The organism is Loktanella sp. SALINAS62 (genome assembly GCF_018263905.1).
GTDB lineage: Bacteria > Pseudomonadota > Alphaproteobacteria > Rhodobacterales > Rhodobacteraceae > Loktanella.
In genome coordinates, this window is the sequence record NZ_JAAFZU010000009.1 from 22,903 (window position 1) to 48,754 (window position 25,852).

Annotated in this window: 20 protein-coding genes and 3 pseudogenes; 11 read left to right on the forward strand and 12 right to left on the reverse strand. The window is 61.6% G+C overall.

The features are described from left to right. Both yjfF and GZH79_RS05195 read left to right on the forward strand, forming a co-directional pair. Positions 1 to 796, forward strand: a 796-nt coding sequence (gene yjfF, locus GZH79_RS05190) for a galactofuranose ABC transporter, permease protein YjfF (protein WP_249218995.1), incomplete at its 5' end; no start/stop codon positions are given. Between the two features lies 1 nt (position 797). Continuing rightward, a complete protein-coding gene (locus GZH79_RS05195) occupies positions 798 to 1,586 on the forward strand; it encodes a FadR/GntR family transcriptional regulator (RefSeq protein ID WP_211642646.1) in 789 nt (262 codons plus the stop codon). On the opposite strand, the pseudogene GZH79_RS05200 reads toward GZH79_RS05195, so the two are convergent. Together GZH79_RS05200 and GZH79_RS18935 are read right to left on the reverse strand one after the other, a co-directional pair. Next, positions 1,558 to 2,274: pseudogene (locus tag GZH79_RS05200) on the reverse strand (UDP binding domain-containing protein); the annotation flags it as partial. The gene GZH79_RS05195 and the pseudogene GZH79_RS05200 sit on opposite strands and share 29 nt — an antisense overlap. A gap of 52 nt (positions 2,275 to 2,326) precedes the next feature. Then, a pseudogene (locus GZH79_RS18935) lies at positions 2,327 to 2,467 on the reverse strand (IS3 family transposase); the annotation flags it as partial. A 109-nt stretch (positions 2,468 to 2,576) separates the two neighbouring features. Here GZH79_RS18935 and GZH79_RS05205 point away from each other — a divergent pair. Then, positions 2,577 to 4,133 carry a Stealth CR1 domain-containing protein gene (locus tag GZH79_RS05205; RefSeq protein ID WP_211642673.1) on the forward strand — a complete coding sequence of 519 codons (1,557 nt, stop codon included), beginning with the start codon at positions 2,577 to 2,579 and terminating at the stop codon, positions 4,131 to 4,133. A gap of 254 nt (positions 4,134 to 4,387) precedes the next feature. Next, the gene (locus GZH79_RS05210; protein ID WP_211642676.1) at positions 4,388 to 5,851 is read left to right on the forward strand and encodes a stealth conserved region 3 domain-containing protein; all 1,464 of its coding nucleotides are present in this window, start codon (positions 4,388 to 4,390) and stop codon (positions 5,849 to 5,851) included. Between the two features lie 12 nt (positions 5,852 to 5,863). Here GZH79_RS05210 and GZH79_RS05215 read toward each other — a convergent pair whose 3' ends face one another. Next, the gene (locus GZH79_RS05215) at positions 5,864 to 7,303 is read right to left on the reverse strand and encodes a UDP-N-acetylglucosamine 1-carboxyvinyltransferase (RefSeq protein ID WP_211642680.1); all 1,440 of its coding nucleotides are present in this window, start codon (positions 7,301 to 7,303) and stop codon (positions 5,864 to 5,866) included. A 30-nt stretch (positions 7,304 to 7,333) separates the two neighbouring features. On the opposite strand from GZH79_RS05215, the gene GZH79_RS05220 reads away from it, so the two are divergent. Together GZH79_RS05220 and GZH79_RS05225 are read left to right on the forward strand one after the other, a co-directional pair. Beyond that, positions 7,334 to 7,729 carry an adenylyltransferase/cytidyltransferase family protein gene (locus GZH79_RS05220; RefSeq protein WP_211642683.1) on the forward strand — a complete coding sequence of 132 codons (396 nt, stop codon included), beginning with the start codon at positions 7,334 to 7,336 and terminating at the stop codon, positions 7,727 to 7,729. Next, positions 7,726 to 8,901 carry a LicD family protein gene (locus GZH79_RS05225; protein WP_211642685.1) on the forward strand — a complete coding sequence of 392 codons (1,176 nt, stop codon included), beginning with the start codon at positions 7,726 to 7,728 and terminating at the stop codon, positions 8,899 to 8,901. The genes GZH79_RS05220 and GZH79_RS05225 overlap by 4 nt, the downstream gene beginning before the upstream one ends. Positions 8,902 to 8,907: 6 nt before the next feature. Here GZH79_RS05225 and GZH79_RS05230 read toward each other — a convergent pair whose 3' ends face one another. From GZH79_RS05230 to GZH79_RS05240, 3 genes are read right to left on the reverse strand one after another with little or no spacing between them, the layout of a single operon-like run. Continuing rightward, positions 8,908 to 9,714: an ABC transporter permease gene (locus GZH79_RS05230; RefSeq protein ID WP_211642687.1), complete on the reverse strand. Its 807-nt coding sequence runs from the start codon at positions 9,712 to 9,714 to the stop codon at positions 8,908 to 8,910. 15 nt (positions 9,715 to 9,729) lie between these two features. Next, complete coding sequence (locus GZH79_RS05235; RefSeq protein WP_211642689.1) at positions 9,730 to 11,097, reverse strand: phosphomannomutase; 1,368 nt, start codon at positions 11,095 to 11,097, stop codon at positions 9,730 to 9,732. 7 nt (positions 11,098 to 11,104) lie between these two features. Continuing rightward, entirely contained in the window at positions 11,105 to 13,000 is a 1,896-nt protein-coding gene (locus tag GZH79_RS05240) for a nucleoside-diphosphate sugar epimerase/dehydratase (RefSeq protein WP_211642691.1), read from the reverse strand. A gap of 156 nt (positions 13,001 to 13,156) precedes the next feature. On the opposite strand from GZH79_RS05240, the pseudogene GZH79_RS18940 reads away from it, so the two are divergent. After that, a pseudogene (locus GZH79_RS18940) lies at positions 13,157 to 14,281 on the forward strand (calcium-binding protein); the annotation flags it as partial. A 231-nt stretch (positions 14,282 to 14,512) separates the two neighbouring features. On the opposite strand, the gene GZH79_RS18945 reads toward GZH79_RS18940, so the two are convergent. From GZH79_RS18945 to GZH79_RS05260, 4 genes are all read right to left on the reverse strand, one after another. Further along, a complete protein-coding gene (locus GZH79_RS18945) occupies positions 14,513 to 15,121 on the reverse strand; it encodes a sugar transferase (RefSeq protein ID WP_249218999.1) in 609 nt (202 codons plus the stop codon). Beyond that, positions 15,118 to 15,948, reverse strand: coding sequence for an NAD-dependent epimerase/dehydratase family protein (locus tag GZH79_RS05250; RefSeq protein ID WP_211642695.1), 831 nt, complete (start codon positions 15,946 to 15,948; stop codon positions 15,118 to 15,120). Before GZH79_RS05250 ends, GZH79_RS18945 begins: the two co-directional genes overlap by 4 nt. 48 nt (positions 15,949 to 15,996) lie before the next feature. Further along, the gene (locus GZH79_RS19300; protein ID WP_211642698.1) at positions 15,997 to 17,406 is read right to left on the reverse strand and encodes a CAP domain-containing protein; all 1,410 of its coding nucleotides are present in this window, start codon (positions 17,404 to 17,406) and stop codon (positions 15,997 to 15,999) included. 197 nt (positions 17,407 to 17,603) lie between these two features. Then, positions 17,604 to 18,731 (reverse strand): polysaccharide biosynthesis/export family protein, encoded by a 1,128-nt coding sequence (locus GZH79_RS05260; RefSeq protein WP_211642699.1) that lies wholly within the window; start codon positions 18,729 to 18,731, stop codon positions 17,604 to 17,606. A gap of 201 nt (positions 18,732 to 18,932) precedes the next feature. On the opposite strand from GZH79_RS05260, the gene glf reads away from it, so the two are divergent. From glf to GZH79_RS05280, 4 genes are read left to right on the forward strand one after another with little or no spacing between them, the layout of a single operon-like run. Then, positions 18,933 to 20,075, forward strand: a complete 1,143-nt coding sequence (glf, locus tag GZH79_RS05265) for a UDP-galactopyranose mutase (RefSeq protein WP_211642701.1) — start codon at positions 18,933 to 18,935, stop codon at positions 20,073 to 20,075. Then, entirely contained in the window at positions 20,072 to 21,061 is a 990-nt protein-coding gene (locus GZH79_RS05270; protein ID WP_211642703.1) for a glycosyltransferase, read from the forward strand. Before glf ends, GZH79_RS05270 begins: the two co-directional genes overlap by 4 nt. Positions 21,062 to 21,092: 31 nt before the next feature. Then, positions 21,093 to 22,403, forward strand: a complete 1,311-nt coding sequence (locus tag GZH79_RS05275) for a sugar transporter (RefSeq protein ID WP_283094785.1) — start codon at positions 21,093 to 21,095, stop codon at positions 22,401 to 22,403. Continuing rightward, positions 22,400 to 23,068, forward strand: coding sequence for an ABC transporter ATP-binding protein (locus tag GZH79_RS05280; protein WP_211642705.1), 669 nt, complete (start codon positions 22,400 to 22,402; stop codon positions 23,066 to 23,068). Before GZH79_RS05275 ends, GZH79_RS05280 begins: the two co-directional genes overlap by 4 nt. Before the next feature lie 49 nt (positions 23,069 to 23,117). Here GZH79_RS05280 and GZH79_RS05285 read toward each other — a convergent pair whose 3' ends face one another. Continuing rightward, positions 23,118 to 24,149 (reverse strand): ParB N-terminal domain-containing protein, encoded by a 1,032-nt coding sequence (locus GZH79_RS05285; protein WP_211642706.1) that lies wholly within the window; start codon positions 24,147 to 24,149, stop codon positions 23,118 to 23,120. A gap of 132 nt (positions 24,150 to 24,281) precedes the next feature. Further along, positions 24,282 to 25,664, reverse strand: a complete 1,383-nt coding sequence (locus GZH79_RS05290) for an AAA family ATPase (protein ID WP_211642708.1) — start codon at positions 25,662 to 25,664, stop codon at positions 24,282 to 24,284. Positions 25,665 to 25,852: the final 188 nt, after the last annotated feature.

Genomic DNA, 25,852 nt, shown 5'->3' on the forward strand with positions numbered 1-25,852 from the left:
GGGCGGCATCGATCTGTCGGTGGGATCGGTTATCGCCTTTGCGGGCGTCTTCGTCGCCGTGATGCTGCGGGACACAGGCCTGCACCCCTTGATCGTCTTTGCGCTGCTGCTGGCGATCACCACGGCATTCGGGGCGGCGATGGGTGCGCTGATCCACGGACTGGCGATGCCCGCCTTCATCGTGACCTTGGCGGGGATGTTTCTGGCGCGCGGTGCCGCCTACATGTTGACCATCGACAGCGTGCCGATCAACCATCCATTTTACGACATGCTGGACGCTTATTTCCGGATGCCCGGCGGCGGGCGCCTGACGCTGATCGGCGCGGTGATGCTGCTAACGGTGATTGCCGGCATGATCATCGCCCACCGCACCCGCTTTGGCACATCGGTCTTTGCCCTGGGCGGCGGCGAACAGACCGCCCGGCTGATGGGTGTGTCTGTGGGTCTGACCACCGTCCAGATCTACGCCTTTTCAGGGTTCATGGCCGGTCTGTCGGGAATCGTGTTTTCCGTCTACACCAGTTCGGGCTATCCGCTGGCGACCGTCGGCACCGAACTGACCGCCATCGCCACCGTGGTGATCGGCGGCACGATCCTGACCGGCGGGTCGGGCTATGTCTTTGGCACACTGATCGGCGTTTTGACCATGGGATTGATCCAGACTTATATCGTGTTCGACGGATCGCTTTCCAGCTGGTGGACGAAAATCGTCATCGGGATGCTTTTACTTCTGTTTATTCTGCTTCAGAAAGGTCTTCTGACCTTGGGACAACGACAGCGAAACGCACCAACCTGACATGAAGCAAATTTTCGACCAGTTTGACCCGCGACAGCGCGAAAGTCGCGGAAGTCACGGTCGTGTGGTCGAAGGCATCGGTCAGGCCATCGTTGCAGGCCAACCACCCCCCGGCGATCTGCTGCCCCGGGACGAGGAACTGGCCGAACAATTCGGCGTTTCCCGCACCGTCCTGCGCGAAGCGATGAAGACGCTGGCCGCCAAGGGCATGGTGTCGCCAAAGGCGCGGGTCGGCACCCGCATCCGACCCCGTCACGAATGGAACATGTTCGACGCCCAGGTGCTGCGCTGGCACCTTGACGGCGAACCCAGCGACAGTTTCTACGAACAGCTTTTCGAAATGCGTCTGGCGTTCGAACCCCATGCCGCGGCCCTCGCCGCCCGAAGCGCGAGTGCGGCCGATATCGCCCGCATCCAAGGCTGCGTGTCCGCGATGCGCGCGGCCGACAGCGAAGCCGACTTTTCGCTCGCCGATCTGGAATTTCACAAGGCGATTTTCGACGCCGCCGGCAACGCATTCTTCTTTTCGGTAGTGTCGCTGGTCAGTGCGGCCCTGCTGTCGCTGCTGCGCCGCTCTTCTCCGGAACCAAAACCCAATCAGCAGACCAAGATCTGCAACGATCACCAGCGCATCGCCGACGCCATCGCTGCCCGGGACGAATCCGCCGCCAAGGCCGCCATGCAGATCGTCATCGAAGTTGGCTGGGCCCGCGTCTTTGGTCAGGACGCGGACAGCGCAGCGCCGCTGAGGGCAACGCATCTTAATCGGCCCCGAACAGGTCCCGTGTGAACACGCGGTCCGCCACATCCGCGATGTCGTCGGTCAGGCGATTGGCGACGATCAGGTCGCTGCGCGCCCTAAAGGTGTCCAGATCGCGGATCACCTCTGATCCAAAGAAGGTGTCGTCTTCCAGCACGGGTTCGTAAACCACGACAGTGATGCCCTTGGCCTTGATCCGCTTCATGATCCCCTGCACGGATGATTGCCGCCAGTTGTCGGAACCCGCCTTCATCACCAGCCGGTAGATGCCGACGCAGGCAGGTTTCATCGCGACGATCCGGTCGGACAGCACATCCTTGCGGGTGCGGTTGGCGTCCACAATCGCCTGCATCATGTTCTGCGGCACGTCGGCGTAATTGGCCAGCAACTGCTTGGTGTCCTTGGGCAGGCAGTAGCCGCCGTAGCCGAACGACGGGTTGTTGTAGTGCTCCCCGATCCGCGGGTCCAGGCTTACACCCTCGATGATCTGGCGGCTGTCCATGCTGCGCAGCAGCGCATAGCTATCCAGTTCGTTGAAATAGGCTACCCGCATCGCAAGATAGGTATTGGCAAACAGCTTGATCGCCTCCGCCTCGCCCGCATCGGTGAACAGGACCGGGATGTCTTTCTTGATCGCCCCCTGCACCAGCAGATCGGCAAAGCGGCGCGCGGCATCGCCCTGCCCGCCCACGATGATCCGGCTGGGGTGCATCCACGATCGGACTTTGCCGCGCGTTCAACTGTGCAACGCGGGTTTCATTCAGATCGACGGCGACCGGGCTTTTCCATCCCAATGCTGAATGGCGTCGATATGAATTGTAAAAACCACTGATGTATTCAAAGACCGCCACCTCATTGCCCACGATCCCCACCAGATCCGCTCGGCCCTTGATAATTTTGAAGGCCGTCTCATGTCCCACACGGGCATGAGACGGCAGCGTACGTTGCATCGCTACGGTGGAGTTGGTAGGTTCTTCTCACCAAATCTTGTCCCCGTTTTGAACTGCTGTATAGGGCTCCATGATCGACGATCGCCGTTATCCCGAGCTGCAGAGCGATACCTGCCCGACCCTACGCGAACTGCAGTCCAATATATTGGCACAGATTGCGAACATTGTGGCCGATGTGGATGCACGGTTATATTTTTCTGATTTGGTCCTGTCGCCACGGCCCGTCCTCTGGGTTTGCGGAACACCCGATCAAGCGGCCCAGATCGTCACAGGTCTGCGCGAAGCGGGACTTTGGCTTGCGCAACTCGTGGGGCGACGGGTCAAACGGTTCGAGCTGTCAGATACCACCCCGGTCACCGGTCTGGTGTTCGTAAAATACCTTTACGGTGATGTGGTCGTTCACGGTGCCACCAGTGGCGTGGAACTCGAATTCTGCCTGTGGTCCAAAGATATCAGTGCATGGCATGCGGGGCGTGCCGGCGTCGAACATTCTGCAGATCCTATCTATCTGGATGAACTAGACAATTTCACCTATCTTGGGACTACTCTGCCGATCCTGCGCAACGCCAAGGCTGTCTGGGACCGGCATCCGGCCCGCGACAAGATTGACCTTGTCTATACTTGGGTTGACGGAAACGACCCCGCTTGGCAGGCTCGCAAGGCCACCGTTAGCCCCGACCCGGTAATGGCGCAGGCCAATTCCGCCGTAAGGTTCGAATCTGGTTCCGAACTTTCGTATTCTTTGATATCGGCGTGGCGCTATTTCGGTGATCTGGGCCATATCTACATCGTAACCGACCGACAGACCCCTTCCATTCCCGACGCACTTGCTGATCGCGTCACGATTGTGGACCACACAGAGATCTTTGATGATCCTGCTCACCTTCCGACCTTCAATTCGCACGCCATAGAAGCCTATCTGCACAGGATCCCCGGGCTACGGCGCCGTTTTCTGTATCTAAACGATGACATGCTGTTCGGACGGCCAACTTCCGCTTCGACCTTTTTCGACACCACCGGTCGTAGTCTCAGGTTTGCCTCTTCGGCCGCAGCGATACCACACTCCTGCCCTGGATCCGTTGTCAGCGCAGCCGATGCAGCCGCACGCAACAACCGGGACATCTTGTTGAAGCATTTTGACGTGTTCGCGTTCCAGAAGTTCAAGCATACCCCTATGGGTATCGACCGGGACGTTATGAACCAGATGGAGGCAGATCTACCAGAAGTCTGGGCCGCAACGGTTGGCAACGCGCTGCGATCGGAACGGGATCATTCGATCATCGGTCATCTATATTGCCACTATACGGCCTGCATCGGGCAATCTGTGCCGGGAGCTATCCGTTACGGATACTTCGATCTGGGGTATCACGATTTCAAAAGCCGTTTTGATGCCGTGCTTGCAAGAGACTGGGTCGGACTGGATGTGTTCTGTGTGAACGAATCCATTGGAACCAGACATACAAAGACCAATCGCCGCCACATGGACGCGGTCTTTGGTCAGATTTACCCGATGGGACCAGTCACACGCCAGACGCCGGATCAATCTGGATCCAATCCGAAGTTGATTACCCGCTTGGCCCCGTTTATCCGGCGCAGGGCAAGCAAGGCAATAAGGGTGATCAGGTAGATGCTATGCCGCGACATCGGGATTGCCGCCAAAACGTTTGAAGCGGTCTGTCGGAACGCTTGAAAGTAACGCCGCCTTCCAAGCAGATCAAAGACCGTTCAAACTTCAAATCTTTTCAACATACTGCGTGGATGCCTATGACCAGCGACCGTTCTGACCCCGCCTCGTGGCGCGATTCATGCCCAACTGTACGTGACGTTCAGGCTAGATTACTTACCCAGATCAAAACTGCCGCGCAGAGGGTCGGTGGCCGTGTGATCTACGCCGATCTGGTTCTGTCGCCGCGTCCGGTGATCTGGTTCTGCGGCAATCTGCATCAAATGACCGACTTCAGCGCACAACTCAGAGCGGCGGGTCTGGGCATAGGCATGCTATCAAAGAACCGCCTCCAGACTTTCATTCCACGCGATGATATCGGCGTTACCGGTGTCGTCTATACCGAATATGTCCATAAAGGCACACTCGTTCATGGCGTCACCAGCGGCGTGGAAATCGAATTCTGCATTTGGTCAGACACAAATCAGTCCTGGCGCGCACCCCGTGCCGGGATCGAATCCGAAGCAGATGTGGCCTATCTGGATGCGCTGGAAGAGTTCACATATCTTGACGTGCCTCTGCCGATCCTGCGCAACGCGCACGCCATTTGGCAGACCCATCCCGCCCGCACCAAGGTCGACCTCGTCTACACTTGGGTCAATGGAGCCGATACCAAATGGCAGGCGCGCAAGGCAGGTATCAGCCATGACGATACGATACTGGGAGCCAATAGCGCAGCTCGGTTCGATTCCGGATCAGAGCTGCTCTTTTCCGTGATCTCGGCATTGCGCTATTTCGGCGATCTAGGCCGAATCTACATCGTGACCGATAATCAGGTGCCCGGCATTTTGGGCGACCTGCTGGACCGTGTCACGATCGTGGACCACACGCAGATCTTTGACGATCCTGCCTGCCTGCCGACGTTCAACTCCCACGCCATCGGCGCGCAGTTGCACAAGATACCCGGACTGCGCCAGCATTATCTTTACCTGAACGACGACGTGCTCTTTGGCAGGCCCACTGCAGCATCCAATTTTTTTGACGAGCTGGGGCGCAGCTACCAGTTCCATTCCTCGGCCGTTTCCACGCCCCATACCAAGGTCGGCCCCCGCGAAAGTGCAGTAAACGCCGCCGCACGTAACAACCGCCAACTGCTTCTCGACCGGTTCGGGCGGTTCGCCTTTCGCAAGTTCAAGCATACCCCCATCGCGATCGACCGGACGGTCATGGAACAAATGCAGAAGGACCTGCCAGAGGCTTGGGATAGGACCATCAAAAACCGTTTCCGGTCAACACATGACCACGCCATCGCGGGACATCTATACGCCCATTACGCGGCCTACACAGGCCGTTCCGTCGTGGGCGCGATCCGCTACGCCTATTTCGATCTGGGCTCCGATACATTTCAATCGCGGTTCAGCGCAGTCTTCAATCGGGAGTGGACAGGACTGGACACCTTTTGCGTAAACGAAACCCTGACGTCGGATCATACCCACCCCAACCGGACCTATATGGATCAATGTTTCACGCGGCTATATCCACGCGATGAGGTGGTCCAGCGCAAGCCCGCTGCGCCTAGTCGCCCGTTCAAGGCGCGGCTGCGTCATATGATCCGCCAGAACCTACCTCATGATCTGCGCCTTCGATTGATCACGATCCTGTCTTGGATCAAGAACCGTTAAAGAAGAACTGAATCAGGCGATCCAGGCGATCCGCACACCTAACCCTTGCAGCTTTTCGATAAAATCTGGATGCGCGCGTGAAATCGGTTCGGCATTGCGGACCAGCGATTCACCGTCGATCTGCAACGCCGCGATAAGCAGGCCCAGCACGACGCGGATGATATAGGGGGCCTCGACCACCGCCGGACGCAAGGTTTGTGTGCCAATAATCATCAACCGGTGCGGATCCGACAGATGCGCCGTGGCACCGAATTTCTGCAACTCGGAAGTCCAGAACAGTGCGCCTTCGTAGATTTTGTTCCAAAATAGAATCTCACCCTTGCAGCGGATCGAGGCGCCAATGATCTGCGGCAGGATATCGGCTGGGAAATACGGCCATGGTGCGGCTTCGACCTTGGTAACGATTTCAGGGGTAAATCCCTTTTCCACGATGAAACTGCTGGGGCCAGTAATGAGCCCAGTGTCGGTGATCTTGATGTTCAGACCAATCTTCTGGAACTGACGCACAATCAGCACCATCTCGGGGGCGATATCGGTTACGACTCGCAGCACGCCACCCGTTGCAGCACCGATAGCGGCATAAGTGGCAGCCTCGTGATGATCATCAGGTGTACGAAAATCGACACCGTGCAATACATCGACGCCTTCAACCTCCAAGATTGAGGTGCCCAGACCAGTAATCTTGGCCCCCATTTCATTGAGAAACAAGCAGAAGTATTTCACGTGTGGTTCGCACGCGGCGTTGATCATCCGCGACTTGCCCTTGGCCATAACTGCAGCCATCAGGAATGTCTCTGTCGCGGTGACGGACTGATAATCCTGCCATACATCAGCGCCGATAAACCCATCAGGGCATGTCAGTACGCAAGAGGTCCCATTGTATGCCACGCCACAGCCGAATTTTTCCAGCACTTCCAGATGCGGGTCAATCTCACGCACACCCAGCGCGCAACCCTTGGCATCTTGGGAAAACTCGAAACGTCCGGTTTTGTGCAATACAGGCGCGAACAGTAACACAGCGGACCGAATGCCAGTGGGCAGCGCCTCTGGCGCAATATTGTCGACATCGGCGCGGTGCTGCACCGTGAATGTTGCGCCGTCATGACTGACGGTTGACCCGATCTGTGCAAACATGTGCGAAATCTTTGCGATATCGGAGAGTTTTGGCGCGTTTGATACCGTGATAAGATCATTGGTCAGCAAGCTGGCGCAGACCATTGGCAGCAAGGCGTTCTTGTTGCCCGAAACGGTTACAGACCCCGAAATCGGCTTACCGCCTGTTACTTTTAGATGTGTCATGCGAGCCTCTCGTATCGCGTCAGGATCGACGCCATGCAATCCAGAAGCACCCTTAAGCCACTTTGTATCCATAGGGAAAGGGCTTCGTCGCCTAATGCTCATCGGCCCTGCCGCTTGAAACGCTACCCCACACCATGCTACCGCGATATCCAATTGGGGCCTGCGTCCCACAGGAACCGATACATGATCAAAGTCATCACATACGGCACGTTCGACACCCTGCACTATGGTCATATCTTACTGTTGCAACGCGCGAGGGCGCTTGGTGATCATTTGACCGTGGCACTGTCGTCGGATGACTTCAACGCGACCAAAGGCAAGGCATCGCATTTCGATTACGCAACCCGCTACGCTTTGCTGACTGAACTGCGCTGCGTTAACATGATTATTCCCGAAGACACTTGGGAACAGAAACGCCACGACGTGGCTGCCCACTCCATTGATGTATTCACCATGGGCAGCGATTGGGATGGCAGGTTCGATTTCCTTTCCGACCTTTGTCGAGTTGTCTATTTGCCACGCACGCCGAGAATTTCCTCAACCGCAATCAAGCATATTCATACGACACAGACGGGATGACGGTTCAACTCACGTTCATCGCGCTGCGCTGGCTGCATCGCCCACACGGGGCAGTCCTGCGCCATGCCATGGCCGGGCTGGTGGGCACGGTGGTGCTGACCGTGACAGGCTACCCCCGACTGGCGCGAGAGGCGGCGGGGCTGTGCCGCCGCGACCGGATCATGACCGGCCTGCACCGGATGCGCTGGTATCTGACCCATGGCTGGACCGCTCACTTGTGGCCTGGCAGCGTGCCACTGTTCGATCCCACCGCCGGAATGTCACCCGGCATCGTGCCCATAATGGCGCGCTGGCTGGACAAGCGGCAGGGGCAGCGCGCAGATCTGGCGCGGCTTTACGTGTTGGCCCGCGGAATCCGCAACGCCCGCGACACCGCCACACAACAGACCCTGATGCAGGGCTTTCAGACTTTAGCCAGCCAGCTCGTTGCCGATATGCCCCGTCCCAACACCACCAAAAAGCGCAGTGGAAAATCCGCGCCACAATTCACGTTGGATCAGGCCCGTGCAGCACTGGTCGCGATGTCCCAGATCGACATGCCCTGGTATGTCATATCCGGCACCTTTCTGGGTGCCGTGCGCGAAGGCGCGTTTCTCGCCCATGACTACGACATCGACATCGGCATCGGCATCGCAGATTTCAACGAAGCGCGGCTGCGCGCCCAGATCGCGAACAGCCCCGATCTGGCCTATGTCAACGCCAGCGCCTATCTGAACCTGACCCGTGACGCACAGGGGTTATGGCGCGGCGCGCCACTGCCCGCGCTTTATCGGGTGATGCATGTCAGCGGCATCGGGCTCGACGTCTTCGTCCACCACCCTGACGGCGATCTGTGCTGGCATGGCTCGGCCAAACATCGCTGGGACAACCGCGCCTTTGAGCTCGATGATTACACAATATCGGGTCTGTCGGTACGTGGACCTGCCGATGCCGACCGCTACCTGACGGAAAACTACGGCGGCTGGCGCACACCAGTCAAAAGCTTTGACTGTTCCACCGGCACGCCCAACATCAGCTTTCCGCGCAACCCCACTGCCGTGGCGGAACACCTGCGCATCGCCCTGCGCCCGGATGGCAGCACCGACAGCCAGATCGCCCAGTTGATCCTATGGCAAGAAGGCTACTTGCGACGCGACGCCGACCGCACACTGTTCGTCTTTCCTTGGGACTGAGGAATGTCAGCGGGCTTCCAGCACCTTGGTATAGTTCGCCCGCAAAAAGATCAGGCCCAGCAGGATCAGCACCAGCGCCAGACCAAACCCATAGGTCAACGAGATGTAGTTGGGGTGATAGACCGAATAGAACCCGACACGCACCAACCCGCTGACGTGCATCAGGGGGTTCCACCACAGGATTTCCTGCACAAAGGGCGGCATGTCTTCGAGAATGAAGAAGATGCCGGACGCAAGAAACAACGGGCGGGTGATGATCCGCCAGATCGTTTTCCAGACCGGAAAAAGTCCGAACAGCACCGCATTCATTAGCCCCACGCCTAGCCCCAGCAGGATCGCCATGGCCAGCCCGATCAGGATCGGCCCCACCGTGATCGTCAGGCGCAATTCAAAGATCACAATGATACCGGCAATCACGATGCAGAACACCGCCGCCTGCGTCAGCGTGTTCAGGATCAGGCGCGCGATGATCGTGTCGATCCATGTCATCCGCGGATAGGCCAGCAACGCCTTGGAATAGAGGATGGCACCGCTGGTCTTGCCTTCTATTTCTGAATACAGCGTGAATGGCAGAAAGCCCGTGGCGTAGAACAGCACGAAACTGGTGCCCAGCGACGGCGCCCGCACGATCAGCGAAAACGCCAGCGACAGCAGCGCCAGCATCCCCACCGGTTGCAGCACAGCCCAGATATAGCCGCCCGGCGACGCACCATAGGTCGACGACATCTCGCGCAGGATCAGCGCCACGATGGCGCGGATCGCCTGAAAGCGCGGCGGCTTGAGCTTGGGTTCGGGCAGGCTGGTTTCGGTCATGGTGTCCAAGATCAATCAGCCCAATGTCCGACGCAAGAGTGCGAGGCAACGTTCCAGCGTCACAGCTGCGGCATCAGGGCTGTCCGCTTCGACATAAAGCCGCAGTTCCGGCGCGTTCCCAGAGGGACGCAGATGCACGATGCGGCCATCCTGCAGCGTCACCCGTAGCCCGTCGGTGCGGTCCAGTGCCTGTTCCATACCGTCGATCTCTGCCAGAAATGTGGCTCTATCCTGCGGATCAGTCTCTAGTCTGGCGACAAGCCCCAGCGACGTTTGTGTGGCCACGCCCTGCAATCGGTCGGCGGCGGTGAACCGGGCAGGCTGTTGCGCCACCAGTGCTGCCAATCCGCCCGCATTCCCTGCAGCAGCCAATGGCGCCACCAGCGGCAGCACCGCGTCACGGGTGGCCAGCGCGGGCAGCACGCCCGCCGGCCCATCCGCATCCCAGCCCAGCAAGAACCCGCCGTTGGCTTCATATCCGATCACGCGACCCTGTGCCTGCGCCATGCCCGCGATCACATGGGGCGACCCGATGCGCGTGCGGATCACACGGTCGAACACGCGTTCCGCCCCGGTGTTGGACGACACCGGTGTTGCTGCCACCTCTGCCCCCAGCGCCGTCCCGGTGATCTGGCCCAGAATATCGCCGGGGATCACCCGTCCCTGTCCGTCCGCCAACAGCGGCCGGTCGCCGTCACCGTCGGTCGAAATGATGGCATCCAGTGTTTGCGCCGCGGCCCAGTCGCGCAATTGTGCCGCGACCGCCGGATCGACCGCTTCGGTATCGACGGGAATGAAATGATCGGACCGGCCCAACTCAATCGGGGTGCCCCCCAATCCTGTCACCACGGCCAGCAGCAGATCGCGCCCCACGGCGGAATGGCTGTAAACCCCGATCCGCAGTCCCGCCAGCGCCGCACCGTAGGCGGTGACATAGCGGGCCACATAATCCGCCCCGGCGGTGTCGTTGACCGTCAGCGTCCCCGTCAGCCCGGCACTGTCCCGGCCCAGATGCGACAGGATCGCGGCTTCGTCCGTCTTGCCGATCTCGCCGCCGGGCAGATAGAATTTCAGCCCGTTGCGGTCGGCGGGAATATGACTGCCAGTGACCATCACCGCCGCAGCCCCCGCCCCCATCGCCGCAAGCGCCAGCGCAGGCGTCGGCACGGCACCGCAATCGGTCACATCCAGCCCTTCGGCGCGGGCGGCATCAACCACCATTGCGGCAATCGCGGGCGCGCTGTCACGCAGGTCGCGCCCGACATAAAGCCCGGTGCCCATATCGCAGGCCGCCACAAAAGCGTGCACATGATCGGCCACCAGATCAGGGGTCAGGTCCACGACAAGGCCACGCAGGCCAGAGGTGCCGAATTTCGGGGCCATGGCGGGTCTATCCCTGTGGTGTCTTTGTCTGCACGCGCGGCGTCAGCACCTGTTCGCCGCCTTCGACCCAGCGGGCGACCAGCGCGCGCAGCGCGTCTTCGTCGGCGGTCTCCAGCGCGCGGCGCAGCGCCTTAAGCGCTGCGGCGACTTCGATTTCGGACGGATGCGCCTCGCGGGCCTGCAGGATCTTGGGGTGCGGCGTGGTCAGCTGTCCTTCGCCGATCAGCAGTTCTTCATAGATTTTCTCGCCGGGGCGCAGACCGGTGATCTTGATCTCGATATCGCCGTCGGGGGTGGCATCGTCGATGACGCGGTAGCCCGCGCTTTCGATCATCTGGCGGGCCAGATCGTAGATGCGGATCGGCTTGCCCATATCCAGCACAAAGACATCGCCGCCCTGCGCAAAACCGCCCGCCACCAGCACCAGCGCCGCCGCTTCGGGGATCGTCATGAAAAACCGCGTCACGTCCGCATGGGTCAGCGTGACCGGGCCACCTTTCTGGATCTGGTCCTGAAACAGCGGGATGACCGACCCTGACGATCCCATCACGTTGCCGAACCGGACCATGGTGAAAATCGTCCCGCCATTGCCCGCCCGGCTGGCCATGTCCTGTAACACCATTTCCGCCAGCCGTTTGCTGGCCCCCATGATATTGGTCGGGCGCACCGCCTTGTCGGATGAAATCAGGATGAACCGGTCCACACCGGCCATCTGGGCCGCCTGCGCCAGCGCCTGCGTGCCCAGCACGTTGTTGGACATGCCGACCAGCGGATTGGCTTCGACCAGCGGCACGTGTTTATAGGCGGCGGCATGCAGCACGACCTGCACGCCGTGGCCCGTCATGGTGCGCAGCAACAGCGCCTCGTCGGTGATCGACCCCAGCACCGGCACGATTTCGATGGTCTGGTCGCGCAGCAGCGCGCGCAGTTCCATATCCAGCGTGTAAAGCGCAAGCTCGCTGACCTCGAACAGGACCATCTTGGACGGTTTGCGCGTCAGCAACTGGCGGCACAGTTCCGACCCGATCGACCCGCCCGCCCCGGTGATCATCACCACCCGGCCACGATAGGTCACACCAGAGGTCGGCAGCGATCCATCCAGCGCCGCGCGGCCCAGAAACCGGCCCGGCACCACGGGCTGCAACTGGTCGACCAGCGCCTCGCGCCCGGTGAGCTGGGCAAAGGACGGCAGCGTCTGCACTTCCAGTCCCATGTCTTCCAGACGGCGCGACAACTGCGCCACCCGCGCACGCGGGGCCGATGGCATCGCCAGCAGCACCCGGTCGATCTTGTGGTCGCGCACCAGCGCATTCAACGCCACGGGCGGCGAGACCATGATCCCCTGAATAATCGTGTTCTGCACGCTGACGTTGTCGTCGATAAAGGCCACGGGAAATACGGTTTCATCCCCGCGCAGGGCCGCGGCCAGCTGCCGCCCCGTCCGCCCGGCCCCATAGATCAGCACGCGACTGATATCCTGACCCTGCCGATAGATATGCAGCAGGATGTTCAGCATCGCGATCCGGGCGGCGACCGACATCAGGAAATAGACCAGCGCGAAATTGATAAAGCTGGCCAGCGGTGCTGCAACCCCCGCCATGTCATAGATCACCGCCGCCGACACGCCCATCAGCACCGCATGCCCTGCGGTCAGGGCGATGGCGTGGCTTTCATAGGATTTCAGCTGCACCTGCGGCAGGCCCAGCACGCTGGACAACAGCCCCCCGATCGCCATCAGCACCGGCAGCGCCAGCCAGTGCAGCGACAGCGTGCCAGGATCGACCAGCGCATTGCCCTGCAGGGTCAGGGCCAGCACAAGCGCCACCGGAATAAGGGCAATATCGACGAACAGCAGCACACCGCGCTTGGTGCGTCGCGTCAGAATGCTGACCCATCTATACATTACCGTTCGTTCCCTTGTCCGGCCCCGCACCGGGCCGCTGTCTTTGTCTTTGGCCCGCACGGCCCCCTGTTTCAAGGGTGCAGCCCGCCCGGCGTGCGGTTTTGCACGGGTCTGTTGCCTTTCGTGACCGCAAGACGGCGCAGGCGGCACCTTTGCATGACCCTTGCACACAACTTGTATCAAAGCCGTGCGGCATTTGATCGAAACTTGTCACGCATTCATGGATCGGGCCGCGACAGGCTTTATGGCGGGTCAAGCAGTGATGTCCTGTTGGGGGGCAGTTACGACGACGTGCTCTATGGCGGGTCCGGCAACGACCGGCTCTATGGCTCGTCCGGCGGTGACCGGATGTTCGGCGGCGCGGGCGCGGACAGGATCCATGGCGCATCCGGTGGCGACTGGTTGTCGGGCGGCAGTTCCAATGACAGGCTCTATGGTGGATCAAGCGGCGACTGGCTCTATGGTGGCAGCGGCCATGACCGCCTGTTCGGCGGGTCGGGCCACGATCGCCTGTCCAGCGGAAGCGGGAACGATTACCTCAACGGCGGGTCAGGCAACGATCTGATGTATGGCACGTCGGGCCATGACGTCCTGGCTGGCGGGTCCGGGGATGACACCCTGTATGGCGGATCGCAGAACGACCGGCTTTACGGCGGGTTCGGGAATGACCGCATCCTTGGCGGGTCGGGCCATGACCGGATTGCGGGCGGGCAAGGCGATGACCGCATCAGTGGCGACAGCGGCAATGACCTGATCTACGGCAACAGCGGGCGTGACCTGATCTATGGGGCCAGCGGTGACGATACGGTGTCGGGCGGCGCGGGTCACGATGCGCTTCATGGCGGGTCGGGCCAGGATATCATTTCTGGCAATGACGGCGACGACTGGATCGACGGCGGCACAGATAACGACAGGCTGCTGGGATCGGCAGGCAACGACACAATCCTGGGCGGCGACGGTGACGATACCCTGAACGGCGATCCGGGCCGCGACCATCTCTTCGGGGGTGCGGGCAACGACTGGCTATATGGCGGCGATAGCGACGACACCCTGACAGGCGATGCAGGCCACGACAGCTTGCACGGCGACGCAGGCGCGGACCTGCTGGATGGCGGCGCGGGTGATGACCGGATCTACGGTGGTGCGGACAATGACACCCTGTCCGGCGGTGACGGTGACGACAGGCTGCTGGGCGGCGACGGCGACGATACCCTGTCGGGCGGCGCGGGCGATGACTGGCTGGAGGGCGGCAGCGGCGTCAATCTTCTGACAGGCGATGCGGGGGCCGATACCTTTGTGTTCCGGCAGGGCGCGGCCACCGTCACCGATTATACCGCAGGGCTGGATACCCTGATGATCGAAACGGATCTGTGGGGCGGCGGGACCAGTCGCAACGATCTGATGTTCCTGCACGGCACCCTGACCGGGGCCGACGCCACGCTGGATTTCGGGGATGGCACCCGGCTGACGGTGCTGGACATCGGCAGTCTGGACGTGCTGATGCGCTGGTGTTCATTTGAACGGCTTGACCGCCGTCCGTCCGATCAACACCAGATCCCAGCACAATGTCCGGTGCCGGGCATAGATCAGGTCCAGCCGCGCCTTTTGCGGAATGCAGCGCCTGCGATAGGTGGCTTCGGTGGCTTCGGGCGTGGTGGAGGCGGCCAGCAGACGTTCCTCGTGACCATGATAGACAAGGCTTGCCAGCCCGGTGATCCCCGGACGGCAGGCCAGCACGGCTGCATAAAGCTCGGGGTAATCCGCGACGTAGCGGCGCAGCGGCGGGCGCGGCCCGACAAGGCTCATATCGCCCCGGATCACGTTCCAAAGCTGCGGAATTTCATCCGCGCGGGACCGGCGCAGCAGACGGTGCATCCGGCTCATCTGGCGTTGCTTGTCGCCGCCGGTGACACCGCCGACGCGGTCGGACCCCACCGGCATGGTGCGCAGCTTGATCAGCCCGAACCCCTGCCGGGGGCTCCGCATCCGTTCGCTGACATAGAATAATGGCCGTCCTTCGGTGATCAGCAGGACCGCCACCAGCACGATCATCAGCGGCAGCAGCAGCATCCCCAGCGTCAGCGCCAACACCAGATCCAGCAGGCGTTTCGCAGACGTCATGCGGGCCACCCCTGGGCTGCAAGGGCTGCGGCATCACCCGGCGGCACGGGGCAAAACCCCTGTAACAGGGTCACATCCAGCTGCAGATCAGGCAGCGCATCCGGCCCCGCATCGCGCCAGACGAACGGCTGGCCAAGCGCCGTTAGAATATCGGCCATGCCCACAGATCCCGCCCGCGCGAAGTTCAACACGGGCGGCAGGTCGGGGGCCGCAAACAGCGGCGGCAGCATCGCGGCCAGATCGCCCGCCCCGATCATCGCGCGGCGCGGCCCCTGCCCGTCCGCGAAACGGTCCAGCACCACGGGATCGTCCAGCGTCGCGCGGGCGATCCCCGCCGCCAGCGCGTCGCAGCCCACGACATTGCCGATCCGCAGAAAGGTAACGTGGGGCTGGTCCGCAAGTGCGTTTTCCATCGCCCGTTTGGCCTGTCCATAACCGCCCTGCGGTGCGCAGACGGACCCTTCGTGCAGCAGGCCGGGTTGCGGGCCATAGACCGCCTGCGACGACGCCACCAGCACCCGGCAGGACAGCGCATCGCCCAACCGGGCGGCGGCCAGCGCCAGCGTTGTGTTTTCGCCCAACCGGTCAGGATCGGGGCCGGCGTATCCCGCCAGCGCCAGTATCCCGCCGATACGCGCCCGGCGCAGATCGTCCAATGGGGCGGTGGCGTTCAGGATATCCCAGACGATCCCCGCATTCCCCGGTGCCGCACGACCGGGACGGTGCTGCCACAGCGCTGCCTGGCCTGCGGGCCAGACACGCGTCAGCGCGCGGCCCAGCTTGCCAGTGCCGCCCAGGATCAGGATATGTGTGTCGTCCGTCGTCATGTGCCAGCCCGTTGCCGCGCCCCGCCACGGGGGGCGCAACGGCCAGACCTACATAAATTCCAGATTGTCCGCCAGCACCGTGACGTCGGTCAGCCCTTCGACGATCAGCATGTTGCCCTGATCGAAATCGATGATTGTATCGCCGTCCACGACACGGGCCCGGTCGATCACGTCCTGCACGTCGTCGGCCAACCCCGCAGCGATCAGCAACCGGTCGATCCCGACCTCGAAATCCGCGATCCGGTCAAGGCCTGCGCTAAAGCCAAAGGTATCAGCCCCGGCCCCGCCCATCAGGAAATCGTCGCCGTCCCCGCCAAACAGCAGATCGTTGCCGTTATTGCCGACCAGCCGGTCGTCATGCGCACCACCATACAGCGTGTCGTGACCCTTCCCGCCATACAGCACGTCCATCCCGCCGCCACCGTAAAGCGTATCGTCGCCCACGCCGCCCGACAGCCGGTCGCGGCCCACGCCCCCGGTCAGGATATCGTCGCCGTCCTCTCCGGACAGACGGTCGCGGCCTTCACCACCGGTCAGCTGGTTCTGCCCTGAATTCCCGATCAGGAAATCGCCTGTTTCACTGCCCGTCAGGTCCAGATCGGCGACGCCCAGCAGGCGGACCTCTGACAGGCCGGACATCACCGTGGCTGACCCCGACAGCAGCAGGACCGTATCGCCATCGCCATCGGTCACCACGTCCAGTTTCACATTGCCGTGGCTGGTATCGATTGCCAGTTCCGCCAGCACCGCATCATCGACCATCACCGTGACATCGGTGGCAGACCCCGGCGTGACCGCCAGCGCATAGCCGCCCGCCGCAGTTGTGCTGGCAGAGGCCGCGCCGCTGTGGATCGCCACGCCCTTCACCCCCTCGCCGATACTGTAGAAGCGGTTGCCGTCGCGATCGTCATAGGCCACCCCGGTGACAAAGCCGTCGGTGCCCGCCACTGCGAAATTCTGCGTCATCATTGATGCCGCGTAATCAATGCCGTCGTGGGTGAATTGCCCTGTGACCTGCGCGATCCCGATTTCCCGCAGCTGCGGCGCAAAGGTGTTGACCCGGTGGGTTTCACTGCCAAACAGCCCTTCGTGATGGGCAAGGATCGCCGCACCCACGTCGATCGATGTGCCCGTCACCCCGCGCCAGGCCAGGTTTTCACGCCAGGACCAATGCCCGGTGAAATCGTAGCCTTCGGCGCGCATCCGGTCGCCGCCGTTCGACCCGTTCTGCCCGCCGTGGCTGAATGAATCGTTTTCCAGCATCCAGACGCTATGGCCTTCGGCGGCGTCTTCCAGCATCGCATTGGGCGCCAGCGCCTGTCTGGCATCGGTGCCGATGGTGCCGGCTTTCAGGCCTGCGTTCAGGTCCAGACCCTGACGCTCGGCCTCGGCCGCGGGGTCCAGCCGGGCCCGGTTGATCAGCTCCAACAGGTATTGCTCGTTACTGTTTAATGACACGACGGGGGCAGCCTTCGGTTCGGAGACGTTTCGCGGCAGTCACGAAAAGAATGAACCGTCAGGCAACAGCGCAAACCGGGCGGGGCAGCGACCGATCTTCGGCATAATTGTGGTTAAGGCGCGTTAAGGTTGCAACACACTGTTCGCACACGCGCGACAATCACCGCGCGATGCCGGCATCAGCGCCGGCATCCGCATCAATTTGTCAGGCGCAGCGTGGCAGAGGCCAACCCGATGACCGTGGCCGCAGCCCCCAGCGGGCTTTCGGTGGCATAGACCAGATCGCCGTTCTGCACCTGGAATTTCCCCGCGCTGAACAGCCCGTCCGCCGTGGTCAGATCGATGGTGAACACCACCCGTTCCTGCGGCGGACCGGCAGCGCTGACAGGGCCCTGCACGGTCGCAGATGCCGGATACTCGCGCAGGATAAGAATGGCCTGCGGGTTGGCACGCAGATCGTTCACGCCGCCCACGATGGCCAGCGCATCCAGTGCCGTGACCTGATCCTTGGGAAAGACGTGCAGCGATTCCGCCGTGGTCGCCCCCAGCGACAGGAAATAGCGTTCTTCGGGTTCGATCAGCACCCGGTCGCCGCCCTGCACCACGGTATCCAGTGCGGGATCGTCGAACAGGCGGTTCAGCCCGATGCCATAGGACCGGTTGCCGCGGAACAGACGCACCTGCGGATTGGGCAACGTATCGTTCACGCCGCCCCCCGTGGCGATCAGGGTCAGCAGGCTGACATTGCGGTCGGGCAGCGGATAGACGCCGGGGGCACGGACACCCGCCACCAGATTGGCGGTATTGGCGCGGCCCGGTTCGACCCGCAGTTGGACCTGTGCGGACGGCACGGTATCAACCAGCATTTCCTGAATGCGCGTGCGCGCGGTATCGGGGGCCATGCCGCTGACACGCATGGTGCCTACGAACGGCAGGAAAATGCGCCCGTCGGTCCCGACGGTGACGTTCTGCAACTGCGCGACCCGCTGGCCGGGGGCGGTCAGCAGTGAATTTTCTTCGGCGTCCCAGATCGTGATGGACAGGGTGTCGCCTGCGGTGATGATGCTGCTTTGCGGCTGCGCCTGATTGGCAATCCACGGCAGACGTTCGGTATTGTTTGACGGCCAGGCCTGCAGCACCGGCAGACTGTTACGCGTCACGCTGAAGACGGAAAAATCATAGACCGGGGCACCATCGACCTCCACCACGGGCGTGTCACGGGCGGCCAGCACTTCGGACTGGAAACCGGCCCCGCGCGGCGCGTTGCAGGCCGCAAGACCGGCGCACAGCACCGTCATCACAGCCGCGCGAATGATGGCATTCATGGCAGTCTCCCCTTGTCCGCCCGGATACCCCCCGGGGGAGTCGGCGCCGATGCAGTCCGGCGCAAAATACAAGCCTGCCCCACAGGGTCAATCGCCCATTGGCCGGGCCGGGGTTTCCCACCGTGTTCCGTGCCCTTTACCCCACAACCAAAATAAAGCTAAAAGCAGCCCGGTAAATAGCCGCCCACGGGTGTACAGATAATGAGACTGATCATGGTTGGAGCAGGGTTTTCGGGGGCCGTCGTCGCGCGCAAGCTGGCAGAGGCGGGGCACGCCTGCACCGTCGTCGATGCCCGCCCCCATGTCGCAGGCAACTGCCACACCGCGCGCGATCCCGAAACAGGCGTGATGGTCCATACCTACGGCCCGCATATATTTCACACCGGTGACGATGAGGTGTGGGACTACGTGCAGCAATTCGGCACATTCGTGCCCTACAAGAACCGGGTGAAATCCGCCCACAAGGGTCAGGTCTATACCCTGCCCGTCAACCTGCACACGATGAACCAGTTCTTCGGCACCGCCCTGCGCCCCGACGAGATGCGCGCCCACGTGGCGACCCTGACCGCCGATATTGCGGAACCCCAATCCTTTGAAGATCAGGCGCTCGCCTTTGTCGGACCCGATTTGTATGAGGCGTTTTTCAAGGGATATACCGAAAAACAATGGGGCACCTCGCCCGCCAATCTGCCCGCCTCGATCCTGAAACGCCTGCCGCTGCGGTTCAACTATGACGACAATTATTTCGCCCATCCATATCAGGGCATGCCTGTAGATGGCTACACCGCACTGGTGGAAAACATCCTCGATCATCCGTTGATTACCGTCCAGTTAGAGACTGTTTTCGACCCTGAAACCGCTGGCGACTGGGATCATGTCTTCTGGTCCGGCCCATTGGACGGGTTCTTTGGCTACGATCAGGGTCGGCTGGGCTATCGCACGCTGGATTTCGAAGCCTTCCGCGCCGAAGGCGACTGGCAGGGCTGTGCGGTGATGAACCATCCCGACCCCGATGTGCCGTTCACGCGCATTACCGAACACAAGCATTTCTCGCCTTGGGAAAATCACGATAAAACAGTGCTCTACCGCGAATATGCCCGCCCCTGCGGGCCCGATGACACACCCTATTACCCGATCCGGCTGGTCGAGGAAAAAGCCCTGCTGACCGATTACGTCGAACGGGCCAAAACAGTGTCTAACGTGACCTTTATGGGCCGTCTGGGCACCTATCGCTATCTGGATATGGATGTCACGATCCGCGAGGCGCTGGACACCGCCGACGCCTTTCTAGCCGCTCATGCCGCAGGTGCGCCAGCACCGCTGTTTTCCCAGTCGCCACTGTGAAACTCTGCGCCGTTGTCGTCACCTTCAACCGGCTCGACGAACTCAAGATCACCCTGACCCGTCTGCTGGCCGAAGACCTCGACCATATCGTTGTCGTCGACAATGCCTGCACCGATGCGACCCCGGACTGGCTGCCGGGTCAGGCCAGTGACCGGGTGCATGTGATCCGGCTGAACGACAACACCGGCGGTGCCGGGGGTTTTGAGGCTGGCATGGCCCATGCCCGTGACGTGCTGAACCCCGACTGGGTCGTGCTGATGGATGACGACGCCCGCCCGGCCCCGGGTGCGCTGGCGGTGTTTCGCCGCGAAACACCCACGTTGGAATCTGATTTCCCCCGCCTTGGCTGTATCGCCGCGGCGGTGTTCTACCCCAACGGCAGCTTGTGCGAAATGAACCGACCGTCGCGCAACCCGTTCTGGAACGCGGGCCTGTTCGCCAAGACGCTGGTGATGGGATCGCGCACCGGGTTTCATGTGGACGACGCGGCCTTTGCCCCCGACGCCCCTGCCCTGCCGCTCGATGTGGCGTCCTTTGTCGGCTATTTCGTGCACCGTGATGCAATCGCCCAGATCGGCCTGCCCGAGGGCGGATTGTTCATCTACGGCGATGACGTGCTGTATTCCCTGCGCCTGCGCCGCGCGGGGTTCACCATGGCGCTGCTGCCGTCGGTGCGATTCGAACACGACTGCGGCACCTTGGGCGAAGGCTTTGTCTATCGTCCGCTGTGGAAAATCTATTACCATTGCCGCAACGGCGTCAGCATCGCGCGGCAGGCGGCAGGCCCGATCGTATTTCCCGCAGCATTGGCCTATTACACGGTCATGTGGTGGCGCCGGGGCCGTCATACACAGGGACTGGAACGCCGGACCTACTATCGCCTGATGCGGATGGGCCTGCGCGACGGGCTACTGCGCCGCCGGGGTCGCTGTGATCCTGCACACGCTCTTGCGAGGGCCGCTGACAAACCCGTGCAAGCGGCGTAACAAGGCCCCAGCAGAAAAGGCCACGCCACAGATGACCGACACCCCAAAGACTCCGGATACTCCGCAGACGTCAACACCGACGCCCGCGACACAACCAGCAGCCGACACACCTGCGCCCAATACGGGCGCGCCCGCGACGGACACATCCACCCCAGCCGCAGCACCGCCGCCGCCAAAGAAACCCGCCCGGCCCATCAAACCGGTGGCCCGTCCCGCGCAGGCGAAACCGCGGCACTGGGGATTGCTAGCGGCCTTTGTGCTGATCGTCATACTGCCCGCAGCGCTCAGTGCGTTTTACCTGTGGACCCGTGCGGCGGACCAATACGCATCAACCGTGGGCTTCACCGTCCGCACAGAAGAAGCAGCAACCCCCGCCGACATGCTCAGCGGTCTGGGGGGCGGTCTGGCAGGCGGCGGTCCGGCCAGCCGCGAAACCGATATCCTTTATGAATTCATCCGCAGTCAGGAAATGGTCCGCCGGGTGGACGATGCGATGGACCTGCGGACGCTGTATTCAGCACACAGCGACACGGACCCGCTGCTGTCCTTTGACCCCCAAGGTGCGACGATCGAGGATCTGACCGATTACTGGCAGCGCATGGTGCGGATTTCCTACGACAGCACCTCTGGCCTGATGGAACTGCTGGTGCTGGCGTTTAATCCCGCCGATGCCACCCGCATCGCAGAGGAAATATTTGAACAAAGCAGCACCTTGATCAACCAGCTGTCACAGATCGCCCGCGACGACGCCACCCGCTATGCCCAAGAGGATCTGCTGGTCGCCGTCGACCGGCTGAAATACGTCCGCGAAGCGCTGACGAAATTCCGCCTGCAAAACCAGATCGTCGATCTGAATGCCGATATTCAGGGCCAGATGGGTCTGTTGAACACACTGCAGGCGCAACAGGCTGCGGCCCTGATCGAATACGACCTGATTTCCGAAACCGCCAACGCCTCTGACCCGCGCGTGGCACAGGCCCGCCGCCGGTTGGAAGTTATTGAATCGCGTATCGCAGAGGAACGCCGCAAGTTCGGGTCCGGCAACCGATCCACCGATCCCGAAGGTGTCGAATACGCTGAAACAGTCGCTGAATTCGAACGCCTGTCCGTTGATCGCGAATACGCAGAAAACGCTTACGCGCTGGCCCTCAGCGCCTTTGACGTGGCGCGCGGCGAAGCGAACCGGCAAAGCTTTTACCTGGCACCCTACATCACGCCGACGCTGGCGGAAAAATCTCAGTATCCACAACGCTGGCTGATCCTGGGACTGGTGGGGATGTTCAGCTTTCTGATCTGGGCCATCGCCAGCCTGATCTACTATGCGCTGCGCGATCGCAAATGATCCGGTTCGAAAACGTCACCAAGACCTTCTGGACCCCCGGCGGGCGCAAGACGATCTTTGAAAACGCCAACGTGACCTTTCCAAAGGGACGGTCCGTTGGGCTCTTGGGGCGCAACGGCGCGGGCAAGACCACCCTGATGAGCATGATCGGCGGGTCGATCAGTGCCGACAGCGGCATCATCCACAAGACCGGATCGATCAGCTGGACCGTGGGCTTCGCCGGCAGCTTCAACCGACTGATGACCGGGGCGCAGAATACAAAATTCGTGGCCCGCATCTATGGTGTGGACACCGATGAACTGGTCGAATTCGTCAAGGATTTCGCCGAATTGGGGCCGCATTTTTACGCCCCCATCCAAAGCTATTCATCCGGCATGAGATCGCGTCTGGCGTTCGGCATTTCCATCGGCATCCCCTTTGACACCTATCTAGTGGACGAGGTGACATCCGTGGGTGACGCCGCGTTCAAACGCAAAAGCCGGGCCGCGTTCATGGATCGGATGGAAACGGCGGGCGCCATCGTGGTGACCCATTCGATGGCGCAGATCGCGAAACTGTGCGACTCCGGTGTCGTGCTGGAAAACGGGCAGTTGACCTATTTCGACGATATTCAGGACGCCATTGCGCAGCACCATATCAACATGGGATCGACAGAGGACGAATGATCCTGTCGCGCTGCGAAACAGAACCTATCCATAATCTTCGAGCCTGAAATCAGGCGCGATCCAGATCCCGCAGCGCCTGCAACATCCGCGTTACGAAAGCCCGGTTTTGCAATGCGGCTCCCGTCAGACGGATGTTGCCGTCCTTTTCCACCCGGTATTCCAGACCGTCGCACAGTGTTTCGCGCAGCGACGGTAATTTGGGCCGGTCTGCCGGGGTGAACGGCGGGGCAGGGGTGGTGGCGGGCGCCATGATCGTATCGGTGATGATCCGCGCTTCTTGTGCAGCGTCACGGGCCGGTTCGCGTGACAGCGCATCGGCCAGACGATCCGTCAGCGCGGGGTCTGCGTCCAGCGCCTGCGCCAATGCCAGTCCGGACCGTTCCGTCAGGTCCGTCGGGTGACGTAGAACAGGGTCTAACGCGCGCACCAGACCCACAAAGTTGCCGATCTTGGATCGCTTTGACCGGGACACGGATGCGAACAGTTGGGCCAGCGCCACGCGGTCCGATCCGAACACACCCTTGTCCACCGACCGCGCCACGATCCGGGCCCGCTCGTAGAACGACAATCCGACACGGATCTCGTTTTCTTCGACCATCGCGACATAGGCATCGGCAGCGTCCGACGGGGTGCGCACAATGGCCAGGATCGTCTCGAACGCTGGGTCTTTGGTGTCGAACATCAGGTCGCGCAACGCCCCCAGACGCCGCCAGCCAGAGATCAGGCCAAAACGTCCGCCCTCCAGCGCCACCACCTCGATCGCGGTCTGCTGGCCCCGTTCGCGGATACTGTCCTTGAGCACCGTCATTTCGTCGGCGTCCGCCGCGATCCGGTCGCGCACCAGATGATCCGCGTCGATCAGATGCAGCGGCAGACGCTGGATCAGCCGGCCTTCGTTACGGGCGACGGTCAGGGTCTGTGCGACCTCTGCCAATGCGGCGGATGAGGCGGCGTCCTGGGCCACATCCGCGATCGGCACACGTCCACCGGACAGGCCACGCGGCATCGCGGTTTTGGTTTCCGGCGCGGGTGCCAGTGGATTGCGGGTCGGTTCCGGTGTCAGACGTTTACGTTTGGCCATGCTGTGCCTCCTTGCGGATCGGACATTGGGGCAGGGCGGTTAACGCCTTTTGCACGCTGCGCGCGGTGCCGCCAAAATTATATGTCGATTCATTGATGTTTCGCATGCGAAACATATTATGTAATATAGCGATCACTCGGCAGCGGCCTGTTGGGCCAGCTCGTCACGCCGCCAGGCCCCCAGCAACAGGGTCTTGAACGCGGCATAGGTGGCATCGAATGTCTCGCGCCCGCGGGCATATGTTTCGCGGTTGAAATCGCGGTAATCGGCTTCGTAGATGCCTTGCACCTGTTCACCGGCTTGCCCGATCAGGGCTGTAAAATCCTGTCGGTGTGGCGACAGCGTCTTGCCCAGATAGGCCTGCATCAGACCCGCCATTTCGGTCTGCTGTCCCGCATCGAACCGGGTCACGACGGCACGGACCGCATCCCACTGGAACGCCATTTCTTCACGGCCAAGCGCGCGGGCGGCCAGATTTTCGCCGTCCTCGATCGACTGGAACGTGGTGTGCAGCATGTCGAAAAACCGGCCTGTGGAATCGAATTCCAGAAAGCTGGCCCCGACAGGCACCAGCAGGATGTCGGCCGCGGCCAGCCCGTTGATCGTCAAATACCCCAGTGCGGGGGGCGTATCGATAAAGATCACATCGTATTCGTCCAGGATCCCGTCGGCATCCAGCGTATCGGTCAGCGCGTCCCACAGTTTCCAGCCGCGTCCCTGCATCCGCCAGACCGGCACCTGAAATTCCGCCCAATACAGGTTGAGCTGTGCGCCGATCAGGTCGATGTTGGGCCAGTGGGTTTTCTGGACCAGCGATTGCGCGGTGACCCCCAAGGCTTCGGTCAGGGTGTCGTCCAGCGGCACGGGGGCATCGCCGCGATCCAGTCGCCGCTGGTTGTCGGTTTGCAGATGTTTCGCATAGTGCCGCGCCAGCAGCGGAAACACCGTCTGCCATTCGTCGTCGACCTTGCCGCCGAACACCGATGTCATCGACGCCTGACTGTCCAGATCGATCACCAGCACCCGGTAACCATCGAGTGCCGCCGACATCGCCAGATGCGCCGCCGTGCTGGTCTTGCCGACCCCACCCTTGAAGTTCGCGACCGCCACCATTTTGGCGGGCAGCCCCTTGGGCCGGTAGGGGACGTATTCCTTGGCCTTGGAACCTTCGCGTCCGAAAAAGGCGCGCAGGCGCAGCACCTCGTCCAGGGTGAACCACTTGGCCCCGGCGGCGGTTTCGGACCGGCCCTGCGGCAGGTCGGGGTTCTGTTTCAGCACGCGCCGGAAATGCGCCTGTGCGACGGGGATCAGATAGCGGGTGATTTCCCAGGTCGAGAACAGACGCAGATGCCGCCGCCCGTCTTCGGCCAACCCACGGCTGGCCAGATCGTCACGCCCTTCACGGGCGGCCCCGGCGATGGCCGCAAACCCGGTGGTGGTGACGGGGCCGTCCAGATCGGCATGGGCCTGATCGGGGTTGATCCTGAAATACGGTGGAAGCTCGTTGCTGCTCATGTCTTTGATCCCTCTGGCGGCCTTATGTGCGGCCTTTGGTTCAATATACGCAAAAACCGCGCACATGGAAGAAAAGGTTGCACATGGCGTACTTTTTCCCAGCAATTCAAGGGGGATGCAGCAGGGCTACCACGTTTTTTGAGGCGTTCCAAAAAAAAAGCGTTGTTAAATTCTGTTAGATCATCGTT